19 protein-coding genes are annotated in these 21,883 nt (G+C 63.8%); 7 read left to right on the top strand and 12 right to left on the bottom strand.

Going from position 1 to position 21,883, the window contains the following annotated elements:
• Window positions 1-242: 242 nt before the first annotated feature.
• Window positions 243-1,220 (bottom strand): hypothetical protein, encoded by a 978-nt coding sequence (locus tag AACH39_RS15525; RefSeq protein WP_215777841.1) that lies wholly within the window; start codon window positions 1,218-1,220, stop codon window positions 243-245.
• Between the two features lie 457 nt (window positions 1,221-1,677).
• Here AACH39_RS15525 and katG point away from each other — a divergent pair, with 457 nt between their 5' ends.
• Window positions 1,678-3,873 (top strand): catalase/peroxidase HPI, encoded by a 2,196-nt coding sequence (katG, locus tag AACH39_RS15520; protein ID WP_338620538.1) that lies wholly within the window; start codon window positions 1,678-1,680, stop codon window positions 3,871-3,873.
• 69 nt (window positions 3,874-3,942) lie between these two features.
• On the opposite strand, the gene AACH39_RS15515 is transcribed toward katG, so the two are convergent.
• Entirely contained in the window at window positions 3,943-5,061 is a 1,119-nt protein-coding gene (locus AACH39_RS15515) for an ABC transporter substrate-binding protein (RefSeq protein ID WP_338620537.1), read from the bottom strand.
• 282 nt (window positions 5,062-5,343) lie between these two features.
• Between AACH39_RS15515 and AACH39_RS15510 the strand changes: the two genes are divergently transcribed.
• From AACH39_RS15510 to AACH39_RS15495, 4 genes are all read left to right on the top strand, one after another.
• Complete coding sequence (locus AACH39_RS15510) at window positions 5,344-6,444, top strand: ABC transporter substrate-binding protein (protein ID WP_338620536.1); 1,101 nt, start codon at window positions 5,344-5,346, stop codon at window positions 6,442-6,444.
• Window positions 6,445-6,529: 85 nt separating this feature from the next.
• Window positions 6,530-7,582, top strand: a complete 1,053-nt coding sequence (locus AACH39_RS15505; protein WP_338620535.1) for an iron ABC transporter permease — start codon at window positions 6,530-6,532, stop codon at window positions 7,580-7,582.
• The gene (locus AACH39_RS15500; protein ID WP_338620534.1) at window positions 7,575-8,357 is read left to right on the top strand and encodes an ABC transporter ATP-binding protein; all 783 of its coding nucleotides are present in this window, start codon (window positions 7,575-7,577) and stop codon (window positions 8,355-8,357) included. The genes AACH39_RS15505 and AACH39_RS15500 overlap by 8 nt, the downstream gene beginning before the upstream one ends.
• A complete protein-coding gene (locus AACH39_RS15495; RefSeq protein WP_338620533.1) occupies window positions 8,351-9,577 on the top strand; it encodes an MFS transporter in 1,227 nt (408 codons plus the stop codon). Before AACH39_RS15500 ends, AACH39_RS15495 begins: the two co-directional genes overlap by 7 nt.
• Window positions 9,578-9,651: 74 nt before the next feature.
• Here the strand turns inward: AACH39_RS15495 and AACH39_RS15490 are convergent, their stop codons facing one another.
• The 8 genes from AACH39_RS15490 to AACH39_RS15455 form a co-directional block, all read right to left on the bottom strand.
• Complete coding sequence (locus AACH39_RS15490) at window positions 9,652-9,915, bottom strand: hypothetical protein (protein WP_338620532.1); 264 nt, start codon at window positions 9,913-9,915, stop codon at window positions 9,652-9,654.
• Window positions 9,916-10,313: 398 nt separating this feature from the next.
• Window positions 10,314-10,625: a helix-hairpin-helix domain-containing protein gene (locus AACH39_RS15485; protein WP_338620531.1), complete on the bottom strand. Its 312-nt coding sequence runs from the start codon at window positions 10,623-10,625 to the stop codon at window positions 10,314-10,316.
• A gap of 4 nt (window positions 10,626-10,629) precedes the next feature.
• Window positions 10,630-11,634, bottom strand: a complete 1,005-nt coding sequence (locus AACH39_RS15480; protein ID WP_338620530.1) for a diguanylate cyclase — start codon at window positions 11,632-11,634, stop codon at window positions 10,630-10,632.
• Window positions 11,635-11,651: 17 nt separating this feature from the next.
• Window positions 11,652-13,997: an ATP-binding protein gene (locus tag AACH39_RS15475; protein ID WP_338620529.1), complete on the bottom strand. Its 2,346-nt coding sequence runs from the start codon at window positions 13,995-13,997 to the stop codon at window positions 11,652-11,654.
• A 20-nt stretch (window positions 13,998-14,017) separates the two neighbouring features.
• On the bottom strand, window positions 14,018-14,773 hold the full coding sequence (locus AACH39_RS15470) for a transporter substrate-binding domain-containing protein (RefSeq protein ID WP_215777849.1): 756 nt from the start codon (window positions 14,771-14,773) through the stop codon (window positions 14,018-14,020).
• A 20-nt stretch (window positions 14,774-14,793) separates the two neighbouring features.
• Entirely contained in the window at window positions 14,794-15,534 is a 741-nt protein-coding gene (locus AACH39_RS15465) for a transporter substrate-binding domain-containing protein (RefSeq protein ID WP_338620528.1), read from the bottom strand.
• A 108-nt stretch (window positions 15,535-15,642) separates the two neighbouring features.
• Window positions 15,643-16,392 (bottom strand): 5,6-dimethylbenzimidazole synthase, encoded by a 750-nt coding sequence (gene bluB, locus AACH39_RS15460; protein WP_338620527.1) that lies wholly within the window; start codon window positions 16,390-16,392, stop codon window positions 15,643-15,645.
• Between the two features lie 95 nt (window positions 16,393-16,487).
• The gene (locus tag AACH39_RS15455; protein ID WP_338620526.1) at window positions 16,488-17,387 is read right to left on the bottom strand and encodes a LysR family transcriptional regulator ArgP; all 900 of its coding nucleotides are present in this window, start codon (window positions 17,385-17,387) and stop codon (window positions 16,488-16,490) included.
• 114 nt (window positions 17,388-17,501) lie between these two features.
• On the opposite strand from AACH39_RS15455, the gene AACH39_RS15450 reads away from it, so the two are divergent.
• Together AACH39_RS15450 and AACH39_RS15445 are read left to right on the top strand one after the other, a co-directional pair.
• Window positions 17,502-18,176, top strand: a complete 675-nt coding sequence (locus AACH39_RS15450; protein WP_338620525.1) for a phenylalanine--tRNA ligase beta subunit-related protein — start codon at window positions 17,502-17,504, stop codon at window positions 18,174-18,176.
• On the top strand, window positions 18,173-18,805 hold the full coding sequence (locus AACH39_RS15445; RefSeq protein ID WP_252346083.1) for a LysE family transporter: 633 nt from the start codon (window positions 18,173-18,175) through the stop codon (window positions 18,803-18,805). The genes AACH39_RS15450 and AACH39_RS15445 overlap by 4 nt, the downstream gene beginning before the upstream one ends.
• Here AACH39_RS15445 and AACH39_RS15440 read toward each other — a convergent pair.
• Window positions 18,783-19,979 (bottom strand): multidrug effflux MFS transporter, encoded by a 1,197-nt coding sequence (locus AACH39_RS15440; protein WP_338620524.1) that lies wholly within the window; start codon window positions 19,977-19,979, stop codon window positions 18,783-18,785. The genes AACH39_RS15445 and AACH39_RS15440 overlap by 23 nt on opposite strands.
• 114 nt (window positions 19,980-20,093) lie before the next feature.
• Window positions 20,094-21,728: a PAS domain-containing methyl-accepting chemotaxis protein gene (locus AACH39_RS15435; RefSeq protein ID WP_215777860.1), complete on the bottom strand. Its 1,635-nt coding sequence runs from the start codon at window positions 21,726-21,728 to the stop codon at window positions 20,094-20,096.
• Window positions 21,729-21,883: the final 155 nt, after the last annotated feature.

Here is a 21,883-nt window from a genome sequence, read left to right as displayed (position 1 = left end):
ACTTCCTGCCGTGTCATCTGCCGCCCGGCCTGTCGCGCGGGTACCCGCGCGACAGCCTGCGGCAGCTTCGTCGAGCCAGTACGGTGCAGCCATTGTGGTGACGTGTGCTATGCCCTGAAGCGCACAGGGCAGGACGGGGATGTGTACGTCCAGATCAAACACCCGTCGACGCCGGACTGGGTGCATTCACCAACGGCAATGCACCAATGCAATACAGCGAAACGCGACTGTTTCCCCGGGATTCAGGAGTTCACCGCAAAGCCAGGCGGGATCGAGATGGTGGTCGCCGCTGGTGATACTTGCCGACCGTCGAAAAACACCGCCAGTTGATTGCCGGTGTTGCTCGTGGCGGCATAGCGCATGGCGTTGAGCGTCTGGAAAATGTTCCATTCGTCATGACAACCGATAGCGAAATTACTGCTGGCACGCAGTGCGAAGTAACGAATGAACTCGCGCCGCGCGTTCTGCCACGCTTCCTGCACTTGCGCCGGCGTGGCTTTGCTCGTACCGGCGCCAGCGTTGTAGAACGCCTGAAAGCGCGGGTCCAGCGCCAACTTGCTGGCGAAATAGCTTTCGATGCCTGCCGTGATACTGGCTTCGCGCTGGGTAAAGAACGCGCGCACGTCGGAGGGCCCGAGAAAATAGACACCATCGAAGTCGTAACCGAGATTGGCCGCCAGGCTGCGGGTACTGACCTGGCCCTGGTAATCGATATACCACTCCGTGCGGGCGGCATTCGTCACCAGCACTTTGGTCCACATATACATGTAACTGCCGCCGGATGGCACCGGCTCGAATTGGCCCTCGGCATTCTGGCTCGGCAGGTCTTTGATGCCCTGCTGGCTCAAATAGGCAATATGCTGCGACAGCTGACTGGCGCCCGACTGCGAGTGCAACTGAAAGTCGGCCGGATTGAGAAAGAAGAAGCCATCCCCCCATTCGTTGCTGAGACGCCGATGGGTGAATTGGGCGATTTCGACGTTGGTGACTTGAAAGCCGCCGGCTTCGGTACTAACCGGCAGACTCATGTAGATCACCGATTTGCCGGCTGCGCGAGCGCGCTGGATATGGTTGCGCACCAACTCGGTTTGCAGGTCGAAGACCGGTTGCCAGACGTTTTGCCAGGTGAACTGAATGGGAAAGCCTGACACCGGCTGACCGGTGGTGGTCGACGGCGTCTTCGGTGGCTTCTTGGGTTTCGGCGGCTTGGCGGGGCTCATGTGACTCCTTCGGTATTCGTTTGAACGGCAAGGCATGCCGCACACGGCGACTTTCGAAGCCTAGTCAACAGATTATTCTTTTGCCATAAACTATTGATAATTTTATGTGCTTGGCAATTGTCGCACAGTCGGCCCACGCCCCACCCGGACAGAAGGTTGGCCAAGCGGCACGGGCATGTGCACGATCGCTTTGGCCTGACTGCCCCACATCACGGGAAATGACGCCACACGCATGGCCTGGGTAATCGTCGGGATGCTGAAGCTGTCGACGCGATCATGACCTGGTGCCGCTCGCCCAGACCGCAAGATGTCCGACGCACAAGCGGTTGGCGCACGCGCCAGGTGCGCCAACCACCCTCCCCCTATGGCATCAATAGCAAATTAAAATTGGTAATTACGCGGCAATACAATAAAACTATAACAACAAAACCGCCATCCATGAGCAAGGAGAAAGACCATGTCCAGCCAAGCCAAATGCCCGTTTGCGCACGATGTCCGCCAACACACCACCGCCGCCGCCCCCGGCAATGCGGACTGGTGGCCGCAGCAACTCAAACTCGACATCCTGCACCAACACTCGGCCAAGTCCGATCCCCTGGGGGCCGATTTCAACTATGCCGAAGCCTTCAAGCAACTGGACCTGGACGCCGTCAAGCGCGACCTGACGGCACTGATGACGGATTCGCAAGACTGGTGGCCGGCCGACTTCGGCCATTATGGTCCGCTGTTTGTGCGCATGGCCTGGCACAGTGCCGGCACCTATCGCATCAGCGATGGCCGTGGCGGCGCCGGCACCGGTAATCAGCGCTTTGCGCCGCTCAACAGCTGGCCGGACAACGTCAATCTGGATAAGGCACGGCGCCTGCTGTGGCCGATCAAGCAGAAATACGGCCGCAGCCTGTCCTGGGCCGACCTGATGATTCTGGCCGGCAACGTGGCGCTGGAATCCATGGGCTTCAAGACCTTCGGTTTCGCCGGTGGCCGCGAAGATATCTGGGAGCCGGAACAAGACATTTACTGGGGGCCGGAGCGCAGCTGGCTGGCCGACCAGCGCTATCACGGGGAGCGCGAGCTGGAAAACCCGCTGGCCGCCGTGCAGATGGGGCTGATTTATGTGAATCCGGAAGGGCCGAACGGCCATCCGGACCCGCTGGCCGCGGCGCGCGATATCCGCGAGACCTTTGCCCGCATGGCGATGAACGATGAGGAAACCGTCGCGCTGATCGCCGGTGGCCATACCTTTGGCAAGACCCACGGCGCCGCCGACAGTCAGCATGTGGGGGCCGAACCGGAAGCCGCCGGCATCGAGCAGCAAGGACTGGGCTGGCACAATGCCTTTGGCAGTGGCAAGGGGGCGGACACCATCACCAGCGGACTGGAAGTCACCTGGACCACCACGCCGACGCAGTGGAGCAATAACTTCCTGTGGAATCTGTTCGGCTATGAATGGGAGCTGACACGCAGCCCGGCCGGCGCGCACCAGTGGCAGCCCAAGCATGGCATGGGGGCCGGCACGGTGCCGGATGCCCATGACCCCTCGCGTCGCCATGCGCCGGCCATGCTGACCACCGACCTGGCGCTGCGCTTCGACCCGGCGTATGAAAAAATCGCCCGCCGTTTCCTTGAGCACCCGGAACAGTTTGCCGACGCCTTCGCCCGCGCCTGGTTCAAGCTGACCCACCGCGACATGGGCCCGCGTACCCGCTACCTCGGCCCGGACGTACCGGCCGAAGTGCTGCTGTGGCAAGACCCGGTCCCCGCCGTCAATCATCGGCTGGTGGATGAGCAGGACATCGCCCTGCTGAAGGCCCGGCTGCTGACCAGCGGCCTGAGCCTGTCCCAGTTGGTGAGTACCGCCTGGGCCTCGGCCAGCACCTTCCGCGGCAGCGACAAGCGCGGCGGGGCCAACGGCGCCCGACTGCGGCTGGCACCGCAAAAGGACTGGGCGGTCAACCAGCCGGCGGAACTGGCGCAGGTGCTGAGCCAGCTCGAGGCCATCCAGCAGGCCTTCAACCAGGCTCAGCGCGATGGCAAGCAGATTTCGCTGGCGGACCTGATCGTGCTGGGTGGTTGTGCCGCGGTAGAAGCCGCGGCCGACAAAGCCGGCCATCCGGTCAAGGTGCCCTTCGTGCCGGGCCGGACCGATGCCACGGCAGCGCAGACGGATGTTGAGTCGTTCGCCGTGCTGGAGCCGGTGGCCGATGGCTTCCGCAACCATGTCCGCGCCGGGCAGGAGGAAAGGCAAGCGGAATGGCTGATCGACAAGGCACAGCAACTGACGCTGACCGCACCGGAAATGACCGTGCTGATCGGGGGCATGCGGGTGCTGAATGCCAACAGTGACCACAGCGACCATGGTGTGCTCACTCATCGGCCGGAAACCCTGAGCAATGACTTTTTTGTCAACCTGCTGGATATGGCCACCCAATGGCAGCGCTCTGCCACGCAACCCGGTGTCCTGGAAGGACGCGATCGACACAGCGGGGAGCTGAAGTGGACGGCGACGGTAGTGGACCTGCTGTTCGGTTCCAACGCCCAGCTGCGGGCGCTGGCCGAGGTGTATGCCAGTGCGGATGGTCAGGCGAAGTTCGTGCGCGACTTTGCCGCCGCCTGGCACAAGGTGATGAGTCTGGATCGTTTCGATCTGGCCTGATGGCGACAGGATAAGGAGGGGGCGCCAGCCCCCTGCTTGGCGGGCCGGCGCGCTTGCTGACCAGCAGGCTTACAGGCTGCGGCCACTGATCCCCATCATGAAGGTGCCGTGCGGGCGGATAGGCAGGTAGCGCTGGTAGAAGCCCAGATAAGTCGCTTGCGGGTTGAGGTCGCGGAACAGGTCCGGATAGAGCGTCTTGGCCACGTACTGCAGCAGCGCAGCGTCCATCACGCTGCGGGTGGCGCCGTGGTACACCGCATAGACCCGCTGATTTTTCACCGCCGGCAGCTCGGCCCAGCCAGCGCGCTGGGTAAAGCCTTTCAAGCGTTCCAGCACGGTGGCGGCCGGAATGTCCTGGCCAATCTGCATGGCCGTGGCACTGGTAACGTTCTCATAACCGGCAATCAGGATGACCTCCGGCTTGCTGGCCATCAGCTGTTCGGGGTGGATCGTGCCCCAGTCCTGGACAAACGGCTGGGCAATATTATTTCCCCCCGCCAGTTGGGCCATGGCCCCCCACATGTTTTTGCCATAGGTGTAGCTGTACTCGGCCGGCCCTTTGTCGCCCAGCTCGATATAGATTCGCGGTGCCGGGCGTTTGGCCTTGGCGACACGCTGCATGATGGTCTCAACCACCTGGCGGTAATCACTGGCAATGCGCTGTGCGCGGGCCGTCTCGCCGGTCACTTCCCCCAGAACACGGGTACTGGCCAGGTGGCGCGCCAGCGTCTGCGCGTTGTAATCCACCACGACTACCGGAATGCGCGCCGCCTCCAGGCGTGCGACCTCGGCACCGAGAGCCTTGTACTGCCAGTCTGCCAACACCACGACATCCGGCCTGGTCGCCAGGACTTTCTCGATGGAAAAGGTCTGATCTTGCACATTGCCGACGTCTGGCACCTTGGCCAGCTGCGGCTTGCTGGCCACGTACATGGCCCAGGTCGCCGGGCGGGACTTAACAAACCACCCTCGCGACATGCCCGCCAGGCGGTCATAGCCCTTGTCGCCCGCCACGGCAAAGTAGTCTTCGATATAAAAGCCCAGCATCACGCGCTTGGCAGGCACATCCACGGTGACCTTGCGGCCGAGCACGTCTTCGATCACCACCGGCTTGGCCACGGCCAGGCCACTGAGACTGCATAACAACAGGCTGGCGAGCAAAGCGCAGAGTCGGGCTCGGGTATTCATGCGTTTCCTTTCTGAAAATGACAATTATTCTCATTTACAAGAAACAGAACAAGCTTGACTCACGCTGCATGGGGCTTGCCCGGCACAATCGCGCCTCGCGGGCATCCTGCGGCCGAGGTGAATCCTGCCAGAAATGAAATCGATTTCAGCATGACCTGGCGGTCAGGTGCTGTGGCGCAACCGTTCCGTGCTTATTTAGCACGTGACGTTCTGCTTCACATTGACTCATCATTTGCCAAACGAGAATAATTCTCATACTCATTAAGAAATCAGGATATCGCAATGCCCCGAAGCACCTTGAAGCACACCTTGCTGCTGGCCTCACTGCTGGCGCTCCCCACCCTCTCCCATGCCTCCCCGGTCACCGTGACCGATATCGTTGGCCGCCAGGTCAAACTGGATTTGCCCGCCAAGCGTGTGGTGCTGGGCTTCTACTTCGAAGACTACATGGCGATTGGCGGCGAAAAGGCATACGACAGGGTGGTCGGGATCTCGCGTGAAGCATGGGAAGGCTGGCGCCCGGCCAACTGGGTGCTGTTTAGCGCCAAGCGCCCGTCGCTGAAGACACTGGCCGATGTGGGCGAAGTCGAAGTGCAGACCTTCTCGGTGGAAAAGGTACTGGCGCTGAAGCCGGACGTCCTGGTGCTGGCCGAGTGGCAATACAAGGGACTGGGTCCGGACATCAAACGCCTGGAAAAGGCGGGCGTGCCCATCGTGGTGGTGGACTACAACATGGAGCTGCCCACCAACCACCGTGCCAGCACGCTGCTGCTGGGCAAGATTGCCGGCGAAGAAAAGCGCGCCACCCGGATCGCCAATGAATACACCCAGGCGATTAACCAGGTGCAGCAACGCATTGCCAGCGCCGGCCTGCCCAAACCGCGCTTCTACGTGGAGTTTGGCAATAAAGGTCCGTCGGAGTACGGCTTCAGTTACGGCAAGGGCATGTGGGGTCCGCTGGGCGCACTGGCGGGTGGCGAGAACATCGCTGCCCCCTACGTGGAGTGGTATGGCCCGATGAACCCGGAAAAGGTGCTGGCGGCACAACCGGAAGTGGTGTTCATCGCCGGCACCGAATCTGCCAAGAACCCCACCGCCATGCTGCTGGGCCAGGGAGTGGATCGCAAAGTCGCCGAACAGCGCCTGCAGGGCTACCGCCAGCGCAACGGCTGGTCCAGCCTGCCTGCCGTGAAGAACCAGCGTGTCTACGGCGTCTATCAGGGTGCCGCGCGCACCGTGCTGGACTACAGCATGGTGCAGTTCATGGCCAAGGCGCTGTATCCGTCGCTGTTCAAGGACATCCAGCCTGAAGCCAACTACTTGCGCTTCTACCAGCGTTACTTGCCGGTCGCCGCCACGGGCACCTTCATGCTCGGCCAGTAAACCTGCCTCATCCGGCTTGCCGGGCGGAGTGCGCTGCACCGCTCCCCCTGCAGGCCACCCCCTGCCTTTTTGCAAGGATGATTTCATGCTGGACTCTCTCGCGCTGCAGAGCGCCCTGGTACAACAGCGCACGCGCGAAAAGCGCCGCTGGTGCTTCTTGCTGCTGTTTATCCTGCTGATTGCCTGCAGTCTGCTGCTGGATGTCGCCACCGGCCCGTCGCTGCTGCCACTGCGCGACGTGGTCAGCACGCTGCTGGCCCCCGCCCGCGCAGACAGCATGACCTACGCGATCGTGATGGACATGCGCCTGCCCATCGCGCTGATGGCGCTGGTGGTCGGCGCGGCGCTCGGCCTGGGCGGTGCTCAGATGCAGACCCTGCTGGACAACCCTCTGGCCAGCCCATTCACACTGGGATTGGCGGCGGCGGCCGGCTTCGGTGCGGCGCTGGCGCTGGTGAGCGGCGGGTTTGGTCTGCCGCCCCTGATTGCCATCCCGGCGGGAGCGTTTGTGTGCTGCATGCTGGCCGCCAGCTTGCTGTTCGGACTGGCGCTGATGCAGCACGTCAGTAGCCAGACCATCATTCTGGCCGGCATTGCCATGTTGTTTCTGTTTCAGTCGCTGCTGTCCCTGCTGCAGTTTTTGTCTTCCCCGGAGCTGAACCAGCAAATCGTGTTCTGGCTGTTCGGCAGCCTGATGCGGACCACCTGGGAGGCGCTCGCCATCACCGCTGGCGTCACCATCCTGTGTGCCATCTTGCTGTATCGCGACGCATGGCAGCTCACCTGCCTGCGCCTGGGCGAGGCCCGGGCGCGCAGCCTGGGCGTGGACGTGACCCGCCTGCGCCTGAAAACCCTGGTCCTGGTGGCGCTGATGACCGCCACCGCCATCAGCTTTGTCGGCATCATCGGCTTCATCGGGCTGGTCGCTCCGCATATCGCCCGCATGCTGATTGGCGAAGACCAGCGCTTTCTGATACCGCTATCGGCGCTGTGCGGCGCCTGCATGCTGTCGGTATCGTCCGTGTTGTCCAAGTCCATCATCCCGGGCGCGCTCTTCCCCATCGGGATTGTCACCGCCATCATCGGTGTGCCGTTTTTCATCTGGCTGATTCTGGGAAAGGGGCGCAAACGTGCTTGAGCTGAAAAACCTGACGCTGCACATCGGCAAGCAACCGCTGGTGCGCCAGCTGAGTCTGCAACTGCAGCCCGGCCAACTTCATGTGATCATCGGCCCCAACGGCACCGGCAAAACCAGCCTGCTACGCGCGCTGTTCGGCGAGCTGGCGCCACAGCGCGGCGAGATCCGCTTTGACGGCGAAGCCCTGTCGCGCCTGCACCTGGCTCGCTGGCGCAAACGCTTTGGCTATATGCCGCAAAACACCCAGCTAGAGCTGGACCTGAGTGTACTGGAGGTGGTGGTGCTGGGCCGGCTGGACAGCCTGAGCATGCGCCTGTCCGACGACGACATCATGGCCGCCCTGCAAGCCCTGCAAGCGCTTGGCATCGCCCACCTGGCCGACCGCGCCATGTATTCGCTCAGCGGCGGGCAGCGCCAGATGGTGCTGTTTGCCCAGGTCCTGCTGCGCGACCCGCAAATCATGCTGCTGGACGAGCCGGTCAGCGCACTGGACCTGCAACACCAGATGCAACTGATGGAACATCTGCACCAGCAAACTCGTGCCAAAAACTGGGTGAGCCTGGTGGTGTTACACGACCTCAACCTGGCCGCACAGTACGCCGATCAGCTCATCGTTCTGGCCGCGGGCGAACTGCAAGCCTTCGGCCCGCCGGCTCAGATTCTGCACGCCGACCTGATTCACCAGCTATACAACGTGCCGGTAGACATCCACCACGACCGCGACGGCAAACCGTATATCCGTACCTTGCGACCAGCGCAGACCAGCCCATGCTGACGCCCCTGGCCGCCAATCGCCAAACCTGGCAGCAGCTCAGCCCGGCCGCACGGCTGCTGGTCGCCAATGGCCTGGCCTTTAATCTGGGCTTCTACATGATGATGCCCTTCCTGGCCCAGCACCTGGGCGGCACGCTGGGCATGGCAGGCTGGGCTGCCGGCCTGGTGATGGGCATGCGCGTGTTCAGCCAGCAGGGCATGTTTCTGCTGGGTGGCACTCTGGGCGACCGCATCGGCTACCGCCCGGCCATCATCGGCGGCTGCCTGGTGCGCAGCGCCGGTTTTGCCCTGCTCGGTTGGGCCGAGCGCCTGCCGCTGCTGTTGCTGGCGGCTTTTCTGACCGGTTTTGCCGGCGCGTTGTTTACCCCCTGCGCCCAGGCCTACCTGGCGGCGGAGTGCCGCAACGCCACGCAGCGACAGCAAGCGTTTGCCCTGCACAATCTGGCAAGCGAGGCAGGCATGCTGCTGGGACCGCTGGCCGGCATGCTGCTAACCGACATCCATTACGGACTGACCGGGCTGGTATCCGGCGGAATATTCCTGCTGCTGACCGGGTTGCAATGGCGGGTCCTGCCCGATGAGCCTCCTCGGCCACAGACCGTGGCGGCCAGCGTCTGGCAACAATGGCACCATCTGATCCGCAACGTCCCCTTCCTGCGCTTTACCGCGCTGGCCAGCTGCTATTCCTTGCTGTTCCAGCAGCTCTACCTGGCGGTCCCGGCTTTCATTCATAGCCAGCCGCATGCGACCTGGTTGCTGGGGAGCGTCTTCACCGTGACTGCGCTCATCGGGGTGTGTCTGCAGCTACCGGCCACCCATCTGGTCCAGCAGCGCCTGGGCAGTGCTGGCGGCATGGGGCTGGGCCTGGCACTGATGGGCAGCAGCTACCTGCTCCTGCCCTGGTTGGCCGCATGGCCGGTGCTGGCCGTGCTGGGCATGGCGGTGGTTTTTTCGCTGGGTTCGATCTTGTGCTACCCCCTGTTCTCCGCCCACCTGCCTCACTACGCCGGCAGCGAACGACTGGGGGGCTACTACGGTTTTCACGCCAGCAGCGGCGGGGTCGTGGCGCTACTGGCCAATGTGGGCATCGGCGCAGCCTTGGGCAAAGCCGGCAGCACACCGCCACTCGTCGTGTGGTACGGCCTGGCGCTGGCCGGCGTGCTTGCCGGACTGCTGCTGTATGGACAACTGCAAGGTGAACAACGGCGGTCAACGATCTGACCCCATTCTCCGCAGACGAGTGGCCGATCGGCCCCTCCGGGGGGCTTAACACCCCCCGGCCTCCAGTTGAATGCCTACTCCGCCAGCAACACCGTGCAACCCGCCAATTGCCGCATCGGCACCGCACGCGGCAGATACAGCCAGCTCTGACCATGGACTCTGGCCAGCGACCAGTCGAGTCGGCCATCGACGATCAGGCGGCATAGCCCCGGCTGGGACAGCGCTTCACGTGGTGGGCACAGCTCGGAAACCAGCTCAAACAGCGGTAACAAAGGGGGATGCGGTAGACGGCGATTTGTGAAGTGGGACAGGGGTGAATTACCATACTTGGCAGCCATACTGACTCCTGATTCGAGTTGGTTTGGTTAGCGGGCTCGGGGGTGCTGGTTACACCCCCGGGCCCGCGCCTTTTCACGGCATCATTGCCGCGACCCATACCCTAGCGAAAGCGATGACAGATCGGCAAGTTTGCGCGGTCATCCTTCTGCGGTGCATTGCATTGATGTATTACATTGGCGCATTGCATTGATGCATTGCCTTCGGCGAATGCATCCTACGCGAATGCATCCTATGCGAATGTGTCCTACGCGAATGTGTCCTGCGGCTGTAGGGCGCACTCTTCAAGTGCGCAATCCTTCTACGGCGCATTGCCTTCGGCGAAGGCACCCTACACTTTGGAGGAATGGCTGAGGCGGCGAAAAGCCGGCCCCTTCTCAACGGTGGAGGCCGGGTGGGTTCACCTCCCGAGGGGGGGGTCAACCAGCCGCGCCAGCAGCGCCTTGCGCTCAGCGGTGTAGGCCCACCAGGGCTGCGCGGGGGCGCCATCGGCAAAGCGCACCACCGAGATCAGGGTATCCAGTACGCAGGGGTCCTGCCGGGCACCGCTCAGTTCGCACAACCGCCAGTACATCGCCAGCGGATCCTGTCCGGCCAGCTCTCCCGGTGTCTGCACACCGAGCCGCTGCAGGTCTCGCGCCATGGCCGGGCCGATATTCGGCAAGTCGGTCAGTTGCCGCAGTTGCTGACGGTCTACCTTGTCCGGATGCATCCTCTCACGCCTGACTGTCGGACGAGCGCACCTGATTGCGCCCGGTTTGTTTGGCCGCATACAGCGCCTGATCGGCGCGGCTCAGCAGGCTGCTGACCGTGTCGCCATCACGCCAGCTGGCCACGCCGAAGCTGGCGGTGCAATGGCCGCCACCGGCAAACACGCTGTCTTCCACACAGCGGCGCCATTTCTCGGCGGCCGCCAGGGCGCCATCGAGCGGGGTGCCGGCGCACACGATCAGGAATTCTTCCCCGCCCCAGCGCGCCACGACATCACTGTCGCGCACCTGCTGACGCAGGATCTGCGCAAACTGCTGCAATACCTGATCGCCAACTTGATGGCCGTAGTGGTCGTTGACCAGCTTGAAGTGGTCGATATCCAGCATCACCAGCGACAACGGCGCGCCGCTGCGCCGGGCCGTGGCACTGGCCTGCAGCAGGACCTGATCGACAAACAGGCGGTTGTAGAGTCCGGTCAGGGTGTCGGTCACCGCCAGTTGCTCCAGTTCCTGGTTCTTGCGGCGCAGCTCATCGGTGCGCTCGGCCACGGTGGCTTCCAGCGCCTGGTTGACGCGCGCGAGTTCTTCGACTTGCTGCTTGAGGGCCCGGTCCAGGGCAAAGGTACGAATTGCCGCCTGGATGGTCAGCACGATGTCCTCGTTCTGCCACGGCTTTTCCAGAAAGCGGAACAGATTGGCCTCGTTGATGGCGCGTTTGACGCCCTGCATGTCGCTCTGCCCGGTGAGCATGATGGTCACGGTGCCGGGCATGCGTGCATGCACCTGGATCAGCAGCTCGTCGCCCTTCATGCCGGGCATGATGTAGTCGGCCACCACCGCCGTCAGCGGCTGGCCTTCCCGCGCCAGCTCGTCCACCAGCTCGAGCGCCTCTTCGCCGCTCTCGGCGATCTCGATCACGACATGTCCGGGCAGGTGATGGCTCAGCAGGGTCCGCAGGGCATGGAGCACGCTGCTGTCATCGTCGACACAGAGGATGGTATCCAGTGCCATCTCAGCCCCCTGCCCGCTCATGTCGCCTCTCCCCAGGGCAGATAGACCCGGAAGGTCGAGCCCTGCCCGGGCGTGCTGTCGACCTCGATGCGGCCGCGATGACGCTCGACGATCTTGCGCACGATGTCCAGCCCGAGCCCGGTGCCCTCGCCGGCCGGCTTGGTGGTAAAGAAGGGTTCGAAGATCCGCTCGCGCACCTCCGGCGCCATACCGCTGCCGGTGTCCGCGATGCTCACCACCACGTACTTACCCGCCACGTCGATGCCCAGGGTCAGGGTGCCCTTGTAGTTCATGGCCTGCAGGGCGTTGGACACCAGATTGGTCCAGACCTGGTTGAGCTGGTCCGGCAAGCATCGCACCGGCGGAATCTCGCGGAAATGGCGCACGATTTCCGTGCCCTGCTTGATCTTGTTCTGGTAGATGGTCAGTACCATTTCCAGTCCCTCGCGCAGATCGCTCTCGCACAGCTCACCCTCGGCATCGAAGCGCGAGAAGGTCTTGAGGGCAAAGATGATCTTGGTCACGCGCTCGACCGCCACGTTGATGTTCACCGCATTCATCACGATGGCGGAGATGCTGTAGGCGGTCTCCAGGATCTGGCTGCACTGCGGATGCTGCAGCAAGGGCAGGAAGCGTTCGACATCGTCGTGCACCTTGAGCTGTACCAGCACGCTGGCGCGCTGGCGGGCGTCGGCAATGCCGTGCTGCGCCAGTCGCAGCGCCAGATCACGCGAGATGGCACGCTCCTCGCGCGTGTTGATGACCTGCCCCGGCTGGCGGCTCAGGTCGAGCAGCTGCAGAAACAATACGCGTTGCGCCGGTTCCAGTTGGGTCAGGGCGGCAGGCAGGCTCTGCAGGGCATGGTCGAGGGCATCGAGGATATTGCGGCCGCTGGATTTGACGGCACCGATGGGCGTGTTGATCTCGTGCGCCACGCCGGCCACCAGTTGCCCGAGCGCCGCCATTTTTTCCGAGTGGATCAGTTGCCCCTGCGCCTGGCGCACTTCGATCAGCGCCTGGTCGGCCTGCTGGCGTGCCGCCTCGGCGGCGGCATAGGCGCTGGCATTGCCCAGGGCAATGGCGGCATAGGCGCCGATGGAGCGCACGATGTCCTGCTCGCGCTCGTGGTAGACATGCGGCACATGGCTGAGCACGATCACCACGCCGAGGCGCTGGCCATGCACGCTCAGCGGACGCAGGATGGCTTCGCGCATCGGCTCTGGCGGCAGGTTGGCGATGCCCAGCGGCGACGTCTGCAGTGTCGTCTCATCCACCAGCATGGCCTCGCTGCTGGCGAGAAAGGCGCGCGCGATCAGGGCGGCTTCGGGGTCCAGCCGCAGCGCGGCCGGCTCGGCGCTGCGACCGTCGGCGACGCAGTACACCAGCTCCAGCTGGTCGGGGGTGGCGGTGCGCATCGCCACGGCAAAGGCATCCAGCGGCATCAGGGCCTCCAGATGCTGGTGCAGCGACTGGCAGATGGCCTGGGGGTTGAGGCTGGCGGTCAGGTCCTTGCCGATGTCGCCCAGCTGGCGCAGGGTCTCGGCCGAATGCGCCAGCGCATCATTGGCCACCGACAATTCGACGGTGCGCGCCTCGACCAGCTCGGACAGATGATCGCGGTGCGCCGCCAGCTCGCTCTCGTATTGCTGCTTCTGCAGCAGGTAATCGGACAGATTGTGTTGCAGCTGATTCACCCCGGCGACCAGGGTGGCCAGTTCGTCATTGAGCGGCTGCTTGCGCTGCAGTCGCAGGCGCTCGCCCAGGGTCTGCGGCGTCAGTGCCTGCAGGTGGCGGGCAATGCGCTGCACATGCACGGTCACCGAACGATTGAAGATCAGCATGATGAAACTGGCCAGCAGCAGGGACTGAATGACCTGGGTGATGATGATGTTGGTGATCTCACCTTTGAGCCGGCTCCACAGTACGCGCTCGTCGCCATACAGCAAGAGGGAGCCGACCCGCTGCGGCGCGGCCCCGGCAAAGGTCTGATAGCCGAGCGGCAGGTTTTCTACCGGGGCATAGGCCGAAGGCTGCCAGCCCGGCCGCGTCAGGGTGAGGATTTCGGGGGGCTGCTGGTCATGGTTGATGGTAATCACCGCCCGGCCGATGGCCGGTACAGCCCGGCTGCTGGCCAGATGGCTTTGTACCGATTCGCGATCCAGCTCCCAGATCGCCTTGGTCAGGGTGTGATCGTAAATGCGCGCCACCAGCAGCAATTCAGCACGCATGGCCGTCACGTCGTCCATCCAGGCCAGCCAGGTTTTGACGGCCACCGCACCCAGGGTAAACACCAGGCAAAATGCCAGCGTGGCCAGCACCATCCGGCTGCCGAGCGATTGGGTATTGCGGGTGGCAAGCAACATGGCGACTCCTTCCGGCGGCGCTACATCAGCCACTTGGCTTTGATGCGGTCAAAGGTTCCGTTCTGCTTGATGGCCAGCAGCCCCTTGCGAAAGCGCTCGACCAGCGCATCCGGTGTCTGCGGGCTGAACGCCATATAGTAGTCGCCGCTGATCTCGGTCAGATGCAGGCTGGGGTACAGCACCTGCTGCGGATCATCGCCCTCGCGGCGTGCCAGGTATTGCGCCACCAGCAGATTCATCACCCACAGATCGACCCGCCCCGCCTTGAGCTTTTGGTAATTCAGCTGATACGCGGCACTGGGCTGCAGGTTCTTGCCGACGGTAAAGCCGAGACTGCGCAGATACTGGTCGCCCACATCCTCATACACCGTGGCCACGGTATAGCGGCTGGCCTCCTGCAGGCGGTGCACCACCACGGGGTGCTGTGCCGAGGAAAACAAGTAGATGTCCTCGGGAGCCACGCTGCCGACCCATTTGAACCGCGGCTCGCGCTGCCGGGTGCGGGTGATCGAGTAGATCAGCACATTGGGGGCGGATTGCGCCAGCTCATAGGCCCGCGCCCAGGGCATCACCTTGAAGCGGGCCGTCAGGTCGAGTTGATGCAACACGGCCTGCACCACCTCGGTACTCAGACCGGTCAGGCTGCCCTGATCGGTAAAATTGTAGGGCGGCAATTCTTCGGTCACGATCAGCAGCTCGTCCGCCGCCCGACAGGCAGGCAGGATCAGTAACAGCGCCAGGAATCCCGCAATCGCCCGAAGCAGCCAGCCCGCCATAAGTCCTCCCGACCGGCCGCTCAGCGCGGCGCCATGATGTGATCGACCACGCCAGCCGCCCGCAGCGCCTCGAAGGCCTGTCGGGTACGGTTGACCACCTCGTCCGACGTCTGCTGGCTATAGGCCATGTACAGCTTGGTCGTCAGCTCATCCAGGGCGAACACTTTTTCCAGCCGCGTGCAATCCGCCTTCAGCCTGGCACAGTAGGCGGCCGGCTCCTCGGGCAGCAGCGGCATCATTTGTACCTGACGGGCCAGCAGCAGTTGAAAGTTGTTCAGCGCACTGCTGGAGACGATCAGACGATGAAAGCCCTTTTTCTGCAGGTATTGCTGACTGACATCGTCACGCACCACGCCGATGTTGTATGACATGGCATCGGACAAACTGTGCAGCGTGATCGGCGGGGTGTCTTTGAGCTTGTAGAGATAGGGGCGGAAGCGCACCACTTCGCCCACCCATTTGAACTGGTTCTCGCGCGCCGGGGTGCGGGCGATCAGGTAGATCAGCACATCGGGCTGGCGCAGCGCCATTTCGTAGGAGCGCGCCCAGGGATAGAGGCTGAGCTGAAAACGGTAGCCGGCACGCGTCAGGGTGCGCTGCACCACCTCGGTGGCGGTCCCCGCGACCTTGCCATTGCTGACAAACGCCCAGGGGGTTTCTTCCGTCACGGCGTGAATCACGGTGGTCGAGGCCAGCGCCAGCCAGGGCAACATGCCCCAGAGCGCCATCAGCCCCATCCGGCACCACGCTGACCTTGCCATGCGTCACCCCCGCTGCTGCCTGCTCGCCTCGCCCCCTGGCAGACATGCACCAGGCACCTTCTATCGTTTTAGCGAGAAAACGCAGTGAAGCAAAGCTCGGCAAGGCACTCAGCCGGGGAAGCGCCCCTCGGACTCGGCCTGTTGCAGCTGCTTCAGGGCGGCTATCAGCGGGTCGTCCTGCGCGGCGCCCTGCTGCCACTGATCGATGAACACCAGCTCATCGGCGGGCAGACGCGGCAGCCAGCCGGCCTTCTCCAGCTCGGGCTTTTCATGGAAATGACTGACCTTGCCCAGGCACAGATAGGCAATCGGCACGATCTGCTCGGGGATGCCCAGCACCGTCTGCAACCGCTGCTGATCGAAGATGCTCACCCAACCGACGCCCAGCCCCTCGGCACGCGCCGCCAGCCACAGGTTTTGCACGGCACAGACGCAGCTGTAGAGATCCATGCTGCTGATATGCGTCCGGCCCAGCACCAGGGGGCCGCTGCGCTGGCGGTCACAGGTAATGCACAGATTCAGCGGCGACTCGAGAATCCCCTCCAGCTTGAAGCGGCTGTACAGTTCGCGCCGCTCGCCGCTGAACAGCACCCGAGCCTCCTCGTTGGCCTGGGAAAACAGGGCATGCACCTGCTGGCGCACCGCCGGTGAACGCACCAGCAGAAAATTCCACGGCTGCATGAAGCCGACCGATGGCGCGTGATGCGCCGCAAGGAGAATACGCGCCAACACCTCATCCTCAATGGCATCGGGCAAAAACTGACCGCGCACATCACGGCGGCTGAAAATGGCCTGATACACCGCATCACGGGCAGCGGCGGCAAAAGGATGATCGGCAGGAGAAACAGACGACGTCACGGCATGACCTTTCCGGCGCAAGACAAAAACGCATCATGAGCCAGCCACCTTGCCACAGCAAGCCACAAACCGGAACGGGATCAGCCCGAAGGGGGTCAGGGCGTGGGTTGGCGCAGGCTGCTGCGGGCACCGTCACAGACGGCGCGGGTCAGGCGTTCCAGTCGCGGGGGCTGGAGGTTCCAGCAGTGCCACCACAGGGGGACATCCAGCGGATGGGCCGGCAAGAGGTCGATCAGCTGGCCTTGTGCCAGTTCGGCATTGGCCTGCAGCTCCGGCAGCAGGCCATAACACAGGCCCTGAAGGATCGCCCGCATGAAGGCCTCGCTGGAGGGTAGGTACAGGCAGGGTAATACCGAGGCCGGCAGGCCAAAGACCTGTTGCAGGACCTGCCATTGCAGCAGGTCTTTGCGGTCGAACACGGCCAGCGGCGCCCGCTGTGCGCTCTGGCGTGTGAAGCCGGCGGCAAACCAGCGCGCGACGAAGGCCGGGCTGGCCACCATGCGATAGCGCATGTGGCCGAGCCACTCGGCCCGACAGCCACGCAGGGTATCGGGCTGGCTGGCAATGCCGGCCACGGCGCGGCCGGCCTCCATCAGGCCCTGGGTGTGTGTCTGGTCATCCAGGGTGATGTCGAGCAGGATGCGCTCTTGTTGCAGGCACTCGCCCAGCGCCGGCAGCAGCCAGGTCGCCATGGAGTCGTGGTTGACCGCCAGCGGGACCGACAGCCAGCCCTGATCTTCGAGTGCCATTTCGGCGCGCCACTCCTGCTCCAGCAGCCGGCTGCGCTGCAGATAGAGCAGGATCTTGCGGCCGGCCGGGGTCGGCTGGCAGGGGCGGCTGCGCAGGACCAGCGGCTGACCGATTTCTTCCTCCAGTGCGCGCAGGCGTTGCGATACCGCCGACGCGGTTAGGTGCAGGCGTTCGGCCGCCCGTTCGAAGCTGCCCTCTTCCAGCACGGCGAGCAGTGCCTCGCCCTTGCGCCAGTCAAATTGCATCTCGACCTCATTAAGATATTTTTAGCCTATCTTAAATATCTTTAGTTTTGTTTACCTTGGCAAGCGCTTTTGCCACACTGCGTGCATAACATATTGAACAATCAAGGAGAAATCATGCGATGTGAACTGGACGCCAGCCTGCTGGCCAAGTATCCCGACATGCAGGTCAGCGGCCTGCTGGTGCGCGGCATCGATCAGGCGGCGGTGGCTGCTCTGGCGTTTCCGGCCTGGCCGCAAGCCGCCGAGGAGCAGGCCGAGCCCGTCATCCGTCACTGGAAGGCGCTGCACAAGCAGCTCTCCGGCGACAAGCATGCCCGCAGCTCGATCGCCTATCTGGTCAAGGCGGCCAACCGCGACAGTCTGCGCCGTATCAACCCGCTGGTGGATTGGTATAACCAGGCTTCGCTACGCAGTCTGAGCCCCTTCGGCGGCGAAGATATTCGCTGTTTGTCCGGCGCACTGCGCCTGACGCTGGCGCAGGGTCAGGAGCGTTTTGTGCCGCTGGGCCGTCCCGATGAGGTACAGCTGCCCGGTGCCGGCGAAGTGGTCTGGCTGGACGGGGCGGGCAAGGTGGTCTGCCGCGCACTGAACTGGCTGGAGTCGGATCTGCACAAGATTACCGGGCAGACCCGCGATGTGGTGTTTGTCAGCGAACGCCCCGACCGGACGCTGCCGGACCCGCAACCGGGCATGGACTGGCTGGCCGCGCAGCTGGCACCGTGTGCCGCCGAGCTGCAGCCTTTCCTGCTGGACCGTCACACCACGCAAATTGATCTGGGGGACGCATGATTTTTTCACCTGCCGTATTTGGTTCCGCCGCCCTGCTGGCCGCCTCGCAAATTGTCAGCATCGGCCCGCAAAATGCGTTCGTGATCCGCCAGGGCCTGGCCCGGCAACACATTGTGCCGATCATTCTGATCTGCATCCTGAGTGATTTCCTGCTGATCGGCCTGGGGGTACTGGGCATGGGCAAGCTGCTCAATGCCATTCCCGGTTTTGTCGGCATGGCGCTGCTGGCGTCGGCCTTGCTGGTGGCCTGGCTCGGCCTGCGCTCGCTGCGCGCGGCGCTGCGTCCGGCCGGCGGTCTGCCCGGCGGCAAGGTGGCCGATCAGCGCAGTGCGGCCATCCGCACGATTCTGGCGGTGACGCTGCTCAACCCCTATGTCTGGTTTGATACCGTGGTACTGATCGGCGGCGTCTCGGCCAGTTGTCTGCCCGAGGCGCGTCCCTCGTTCTTCGCCGGCGCCCTGCTGGCGTCGGTGCTGTGGTTCAGTCTGGTCGGCGGTTTGTCGACGCGGCTGGCGCCCTGGTTCGAGCGGCCGAACAGCTGGCGCTGGCTGGATGGCGGGGTGGCGCTGGTGATGTTCATCACCGCCGGCACCATGGCCTGGCGTTTTATGCTGTCACTCGCGGCCTGACGCCGCGCGGCGCCAGCGCGAACCACGCCAGACTGGTCAGCAGGCTGGCCGACAGGATGACGACGGCCATGACTGCGGCGCCGCCGGGCAGGCAGCCGATCAGCGTACTGCACAGGGCGGCACAACTCATCTGCACGAAGAAAAACAGTCCCGAAGCGGTCCCGACCCGCTGCGGATGGGCCTGCATGACGGCCAGCTGGCAGGCCGGTATCAGCACCCCGACCGAGAGCATGAGCAGCATCATCGGCAGCACGATGGCCCAGGGCGAGGCTGGCCAGATCCGGACACTCAGCCACAGCAGCAGACTGGCCAGCAGATTGAGCAGGCAGGCGCCCCCGAGCAGGCGATCGAGCGCCAGGCGCCCGGCCAGGCGCCGCATGAGGTGCGCGCCGAGCAGATAACCCAGCACCGACAGGGCAAAGCAGCCGGCGTATTGCAGGGGGCTGAGCTGCAGATCGTGCTGGAACAGGAAGGATGATGCCGAGATGAAGGCAAAGTAGGTGGCATAGCCCAGGCTGATGGTCAGGGTCGGACGCAGGAAGTCGCGGTCACGCAGCAGCAAGGCGTACTGGCGGGCCAGTGGCGTGCGGGCCTGCTGCCGGGTCTGTAGCGTCACGGTCTCCGGCACATGGCGCCAGATCAGCCAGAGCAGCACGGCGCCCAGCAAGGCCATCAGCAGGAAGTCGGCGCGCCAGCCGGCATGGGTCTCGATCAGGCCGCCGAGCATCGGGGCCAGCACCGGCGTCAGCGCCATGCCACTGGAAAGATGGGCCAGCAGCGAGGCCTGGGCCGAGGGGGGAAAGCGGTCTTTGACGATCACGCGTCCGACGACCGTGCCGCAACACCCGCCCAGTGCCTGCAGCAGGCGGGCGGCGGTCAGGACGTCGATGCGCGCGGCAAACAGGCAGACCAGGGTGGCCAGCAGATAGAGCGCCAGGCCGCCCAGCAAGACCGGACGTCGGCCATAGCGATCGGCCAGCGGGCCGCACAGCAGCATGGAGCAGGCATAACCGATCATGTAGTCGCTGAGGGTGCGCTGGACCTCGGCCGGGGTGGCCGCCAGCTCGCTCGCCATCGCAGGCAGGGAAGGAAGATAGAGATCGATGGTCAGTCTGGGCAGACAGACCACGGCCATGAGCAGCGCCAGCCAGCGCCAGGTGTACTGCCGGTTCATGAACGCTCCCGTCACATCAGAGCGCAGACTGTAGCCGCCGCGGCCGGCGCGGCCAAGAGCCAGAATCGGGCCGTGCGACCGGACCACTTGCCGGCAGACACGGCCCGCGGGGCCTCAGACGCGATACTGCGTCACCGCCTTGCGCATCTTGCCGACGCTGGTTTGCAGCTGATGGGTGATGGATTCGGTCTGGTGGGCCACGGCCAGGTTTTCGTCGGTCAGATGGGCCACCTGCTCGACGCCCTGGGCCATCGACTGCATGGCCACGCTCTGCTCGCTGGAGGAATGCGAGATGTGCGACACCATTTCCTGGGTCCGGCGCATCTCCTGATTGATGCGCTGCAGGGACAGCTCGGCATCATGCACCAGACTCACACTCAGGCCGACCTGATCGGCACTCTGACGCATGCCGTCCACGGCATTGCCGGTTTCCTGCTGGATGCCGCTGATCATGTGATCGATTTCCTGGGTGGCCCGCGCGGTGCGCTCGGCCAGCTTGCGTACTTCATCGGCCACCACGGCGAAGCCACGCCCCTGTTCCCCGGCGCGTGCCGCCTCGATGGCGGCGTTCAGGGCCAGCAGATTGGTCTGGTCGGCGATGTCCTTGATCACCGCGGCCACCTTGCCCACTTCTTCGGTACGTTGTCCCAGTTGTTCGACGGTTTCGGCCGATTGCGCCACGGTCTGTGCCAGCGCCTGGATGGTGCTGGTGGCCTTGCCGGACAGGCGGGCCCCCTCTTCGGCCATCGCCCGGGTCTCGTCCGCCACGGCATGGGTGGATTCGGCATGCTGTGCCACTTCGCCGATCGAGACCGACACTTCCTCCACCCCGGCGGCGGCGGCGGACGAGGTAGCGCTCTGCTGTTCGGCGGCCGTCGCCAGACGGGCCACCGTGCCCTGCAGCGCGTCGCTGGACGCATTCACTTCGCGCGAAGCATCGGCAATCACCTGCAGCGTGGCGCGCATGGCCGACATCAGGGTTTCCAGCTGGCCGGAGACCTGTCCGATGCTATCGTTCTGCTGCGGCACCGGCGCGTCGGTCAGATCACCGACCGACAGGGCGTGCGACAGGTAGTTGCTGATGCGCTGCAAGCGTCCCAGCGCTTTGGGCAGGTAGATCATCCCCATGTACAGCGACAGGGCCAGCATGGTGAACGACAGTCCCTGATGGAAGCGTTCGAGTTGCGGGATCAGGTCCATATCGGACAGGACACCGGTCAGCTGGGTCAGGAAGGCGAGCAGAACGAAGCCATACAGCCGCGACTCGTGCGAGATCAGCTTTTCCATCAGCGGCGAGCGGTTCTTGACCACCCGGCCCTCCTGCACGCGGATGCGGCGATCTCCGCCGTTGATGCGCTGGTAGGCGGCCTCGGCGGCCTCGATCTGCGCGCGGGTCGGGCTGGTGCGTACCGACTGGTAACCGACGACCTGGCCGTCTTCGCGTACCGGCGACGCATTGGCCACGACCCAGTAGAAGTCGCCGTTCTTGCGCCGGTTCTTGACCACCCCTTTCCAGGGTTTGCCGGCCTTGAGATTACGCCACATGTCTTCAAAGGCCGCCGGCGGCATGTCCGGGTGACGGATCATATTGTGCGGCTGGCCGAGCATTTCGGCCGGCTCATAGCCGCTGATTTCGGCGAAGGTCGGGTTGACCTCGACGATCATCCCTCTCAGGTCGGTGCGGGAATAGATGAATACGCCTTGCGGGATGACGTACTCTTGTTTGGTCACCGGTTGATTGTTGCGCATGGTCATGCCCCCTTCTTGTTAACCTGGCCACCTCGCCGTATCGCCGACACAACACACTGGAGGCCGGGGACGAAGACGGATGTCGTATGAGCATGTCAGCCAGGGCGATTTTAAATCGTTTCCCGCGCCTGGCCGGCATGATTTGTTTTATTTTG

The sequence above is a fragment of the Paludibacterium flexuosum genome, assembly GCF_037076605.1.
GTDB lineage: Bacteria > Pseudomonadota > Gammaproteobacteria > Burkholderiales > Chromobacteriaceae > Paludibacterium.
Note: the sequence above shows the minus strand (reverse complement) of the source record. Positions and strands in the feature narration are given on the sequence as shown.

What these genes read in the sequence shown, in the direction of transcription:
- AACH39_RS15465 (WP_338620528.1), bottom strand. Translation starts at nt 15,534, where the DNA reads ATGGCAAGGTCAGCGTGGTGCCGGATGGGGCTGATGGCGCTCTGGGGC.
- AACH39_RS15525 (WP_215777841.1), bottom strand. Translation starts at nt 1,220, where the DNA reads ATGAGCCCCGCCAAGCCGCCGAAACCCAAGAAGCCACCGAAGACGCCG.
- AACH39_RS15515 (WP_338620537.1), bottom strand. Translation starts at nt 5,061, where the DNA reads ATGAATACCCGAGCCCGACTCTGCGCTTTGCTCGCCAGCCTGTTGTTA.
- AACH39_RS15450 (WP_338620525.1), top strand. Translation starts at nt 17,502, where the DNA reads ATGCGATGTGAACTGGACGCCAGCCTGCTGGCCAAGTATCCCGACATG.
- AACH39_RS15445 (WP_252346083.1), top strand. Translation starts at nt 18,173, where the DNA reads ATGATTTTTTCACCTGCCGTATTTGGTTCCGCCGCCCTGCTGGCCGCC.
- AACH39_RS15495 (WP_338620533.1), top strand. Translation starts at nt 8,351, where the DNA reads ATGCTGACGCCCCTGGCCGCCAATCGCCAAACCTGGCAGCAGCTCAGC.
- katG (WP_338620538.1), top strand. Translation starts at nt 1,678, where the DNA reads ATGTCCAGCCAAGCCAAATGCCCGTTTGCGCACGATGTCCGCCAACAC.
- AACH39_RS15435 (WP_215777860.1), bottom strand. Translation starts at nt 21,728, where the DNA reads ATGCGCAACAATCAACCGGTGACCAAACAAGAGTACGTCATCCCGCAA.
- AACH39_RS15440 (WP_338620524.1), bottom strand. Translation starts at nt 19,979, where the DNA reads ATGAACCGGCAGTACACCTGGCGCTGGCTGGCGCTGCTCATGGCCGTG.
- AACH39_RS15475 (WP_338620529.1), bottom strand. Translation starts at nt 13,997, where the DNA reads ATGTTGCTTGCCACCCGCAATACCCAATCGCTCGGCAGCCGGATGGTG.
- AACH39_RS15490 (WP_338620532.1), bottom strand. Translation starts at nt 9,915, where the DNA reads ATGGCTGCCAAGTATGGTAATTCACCCCTGTCCCACTTCACAAATCGC.
- AACH39_RS15510 (WP_338620536.1), top strand. Translation starts at nt 5,344, where the DNA reads ATGCCCCGAAGCACCTTGAAGCACACCTTGCTGCTGGCCTCACTGCTG.
- AACH39_RS15505 (WP_338620535.1), top strand. Translation starts at nt 6,530, where the DNA reads ATGCTGGACTCTCTCGCGCTGCAGAGCGCCCTGGTACAACAGCGCACG.
- AACH39_RS15485 (WP_338620531.1), bottom strand. Translation starts at nt 10,625, where the DNA reads ATGCATCCGGACAAGGTAGACCGTCAGCAACTGCGGCAACTGACCGAC.
- AACH39_RS15470 (WP_215777849.1), bottom strand. Translation starts at nt 14,773, where the DNA reads ATGGCGGGCTGGCTGCTTCGGGCGATTGCGGGATTCCTGGCGCTGTTA.
- AACH39_RS15480 (WP_338620530.1), bottom strand. Translation starts at nt 11,634, where the DNA reads ATGGCACTGGATACCATCCTCTGTGTCGACGATGACAGCAGCGTGCTC.
- AACH39_RS15455 (WP_338620526.1), bottom strand. Translation starts at nt 17,387, where the DNA reads ATGCAATTTGACTGGCGCAAGGGCGAGGCACTGCTCGCCGTGCTGGAA.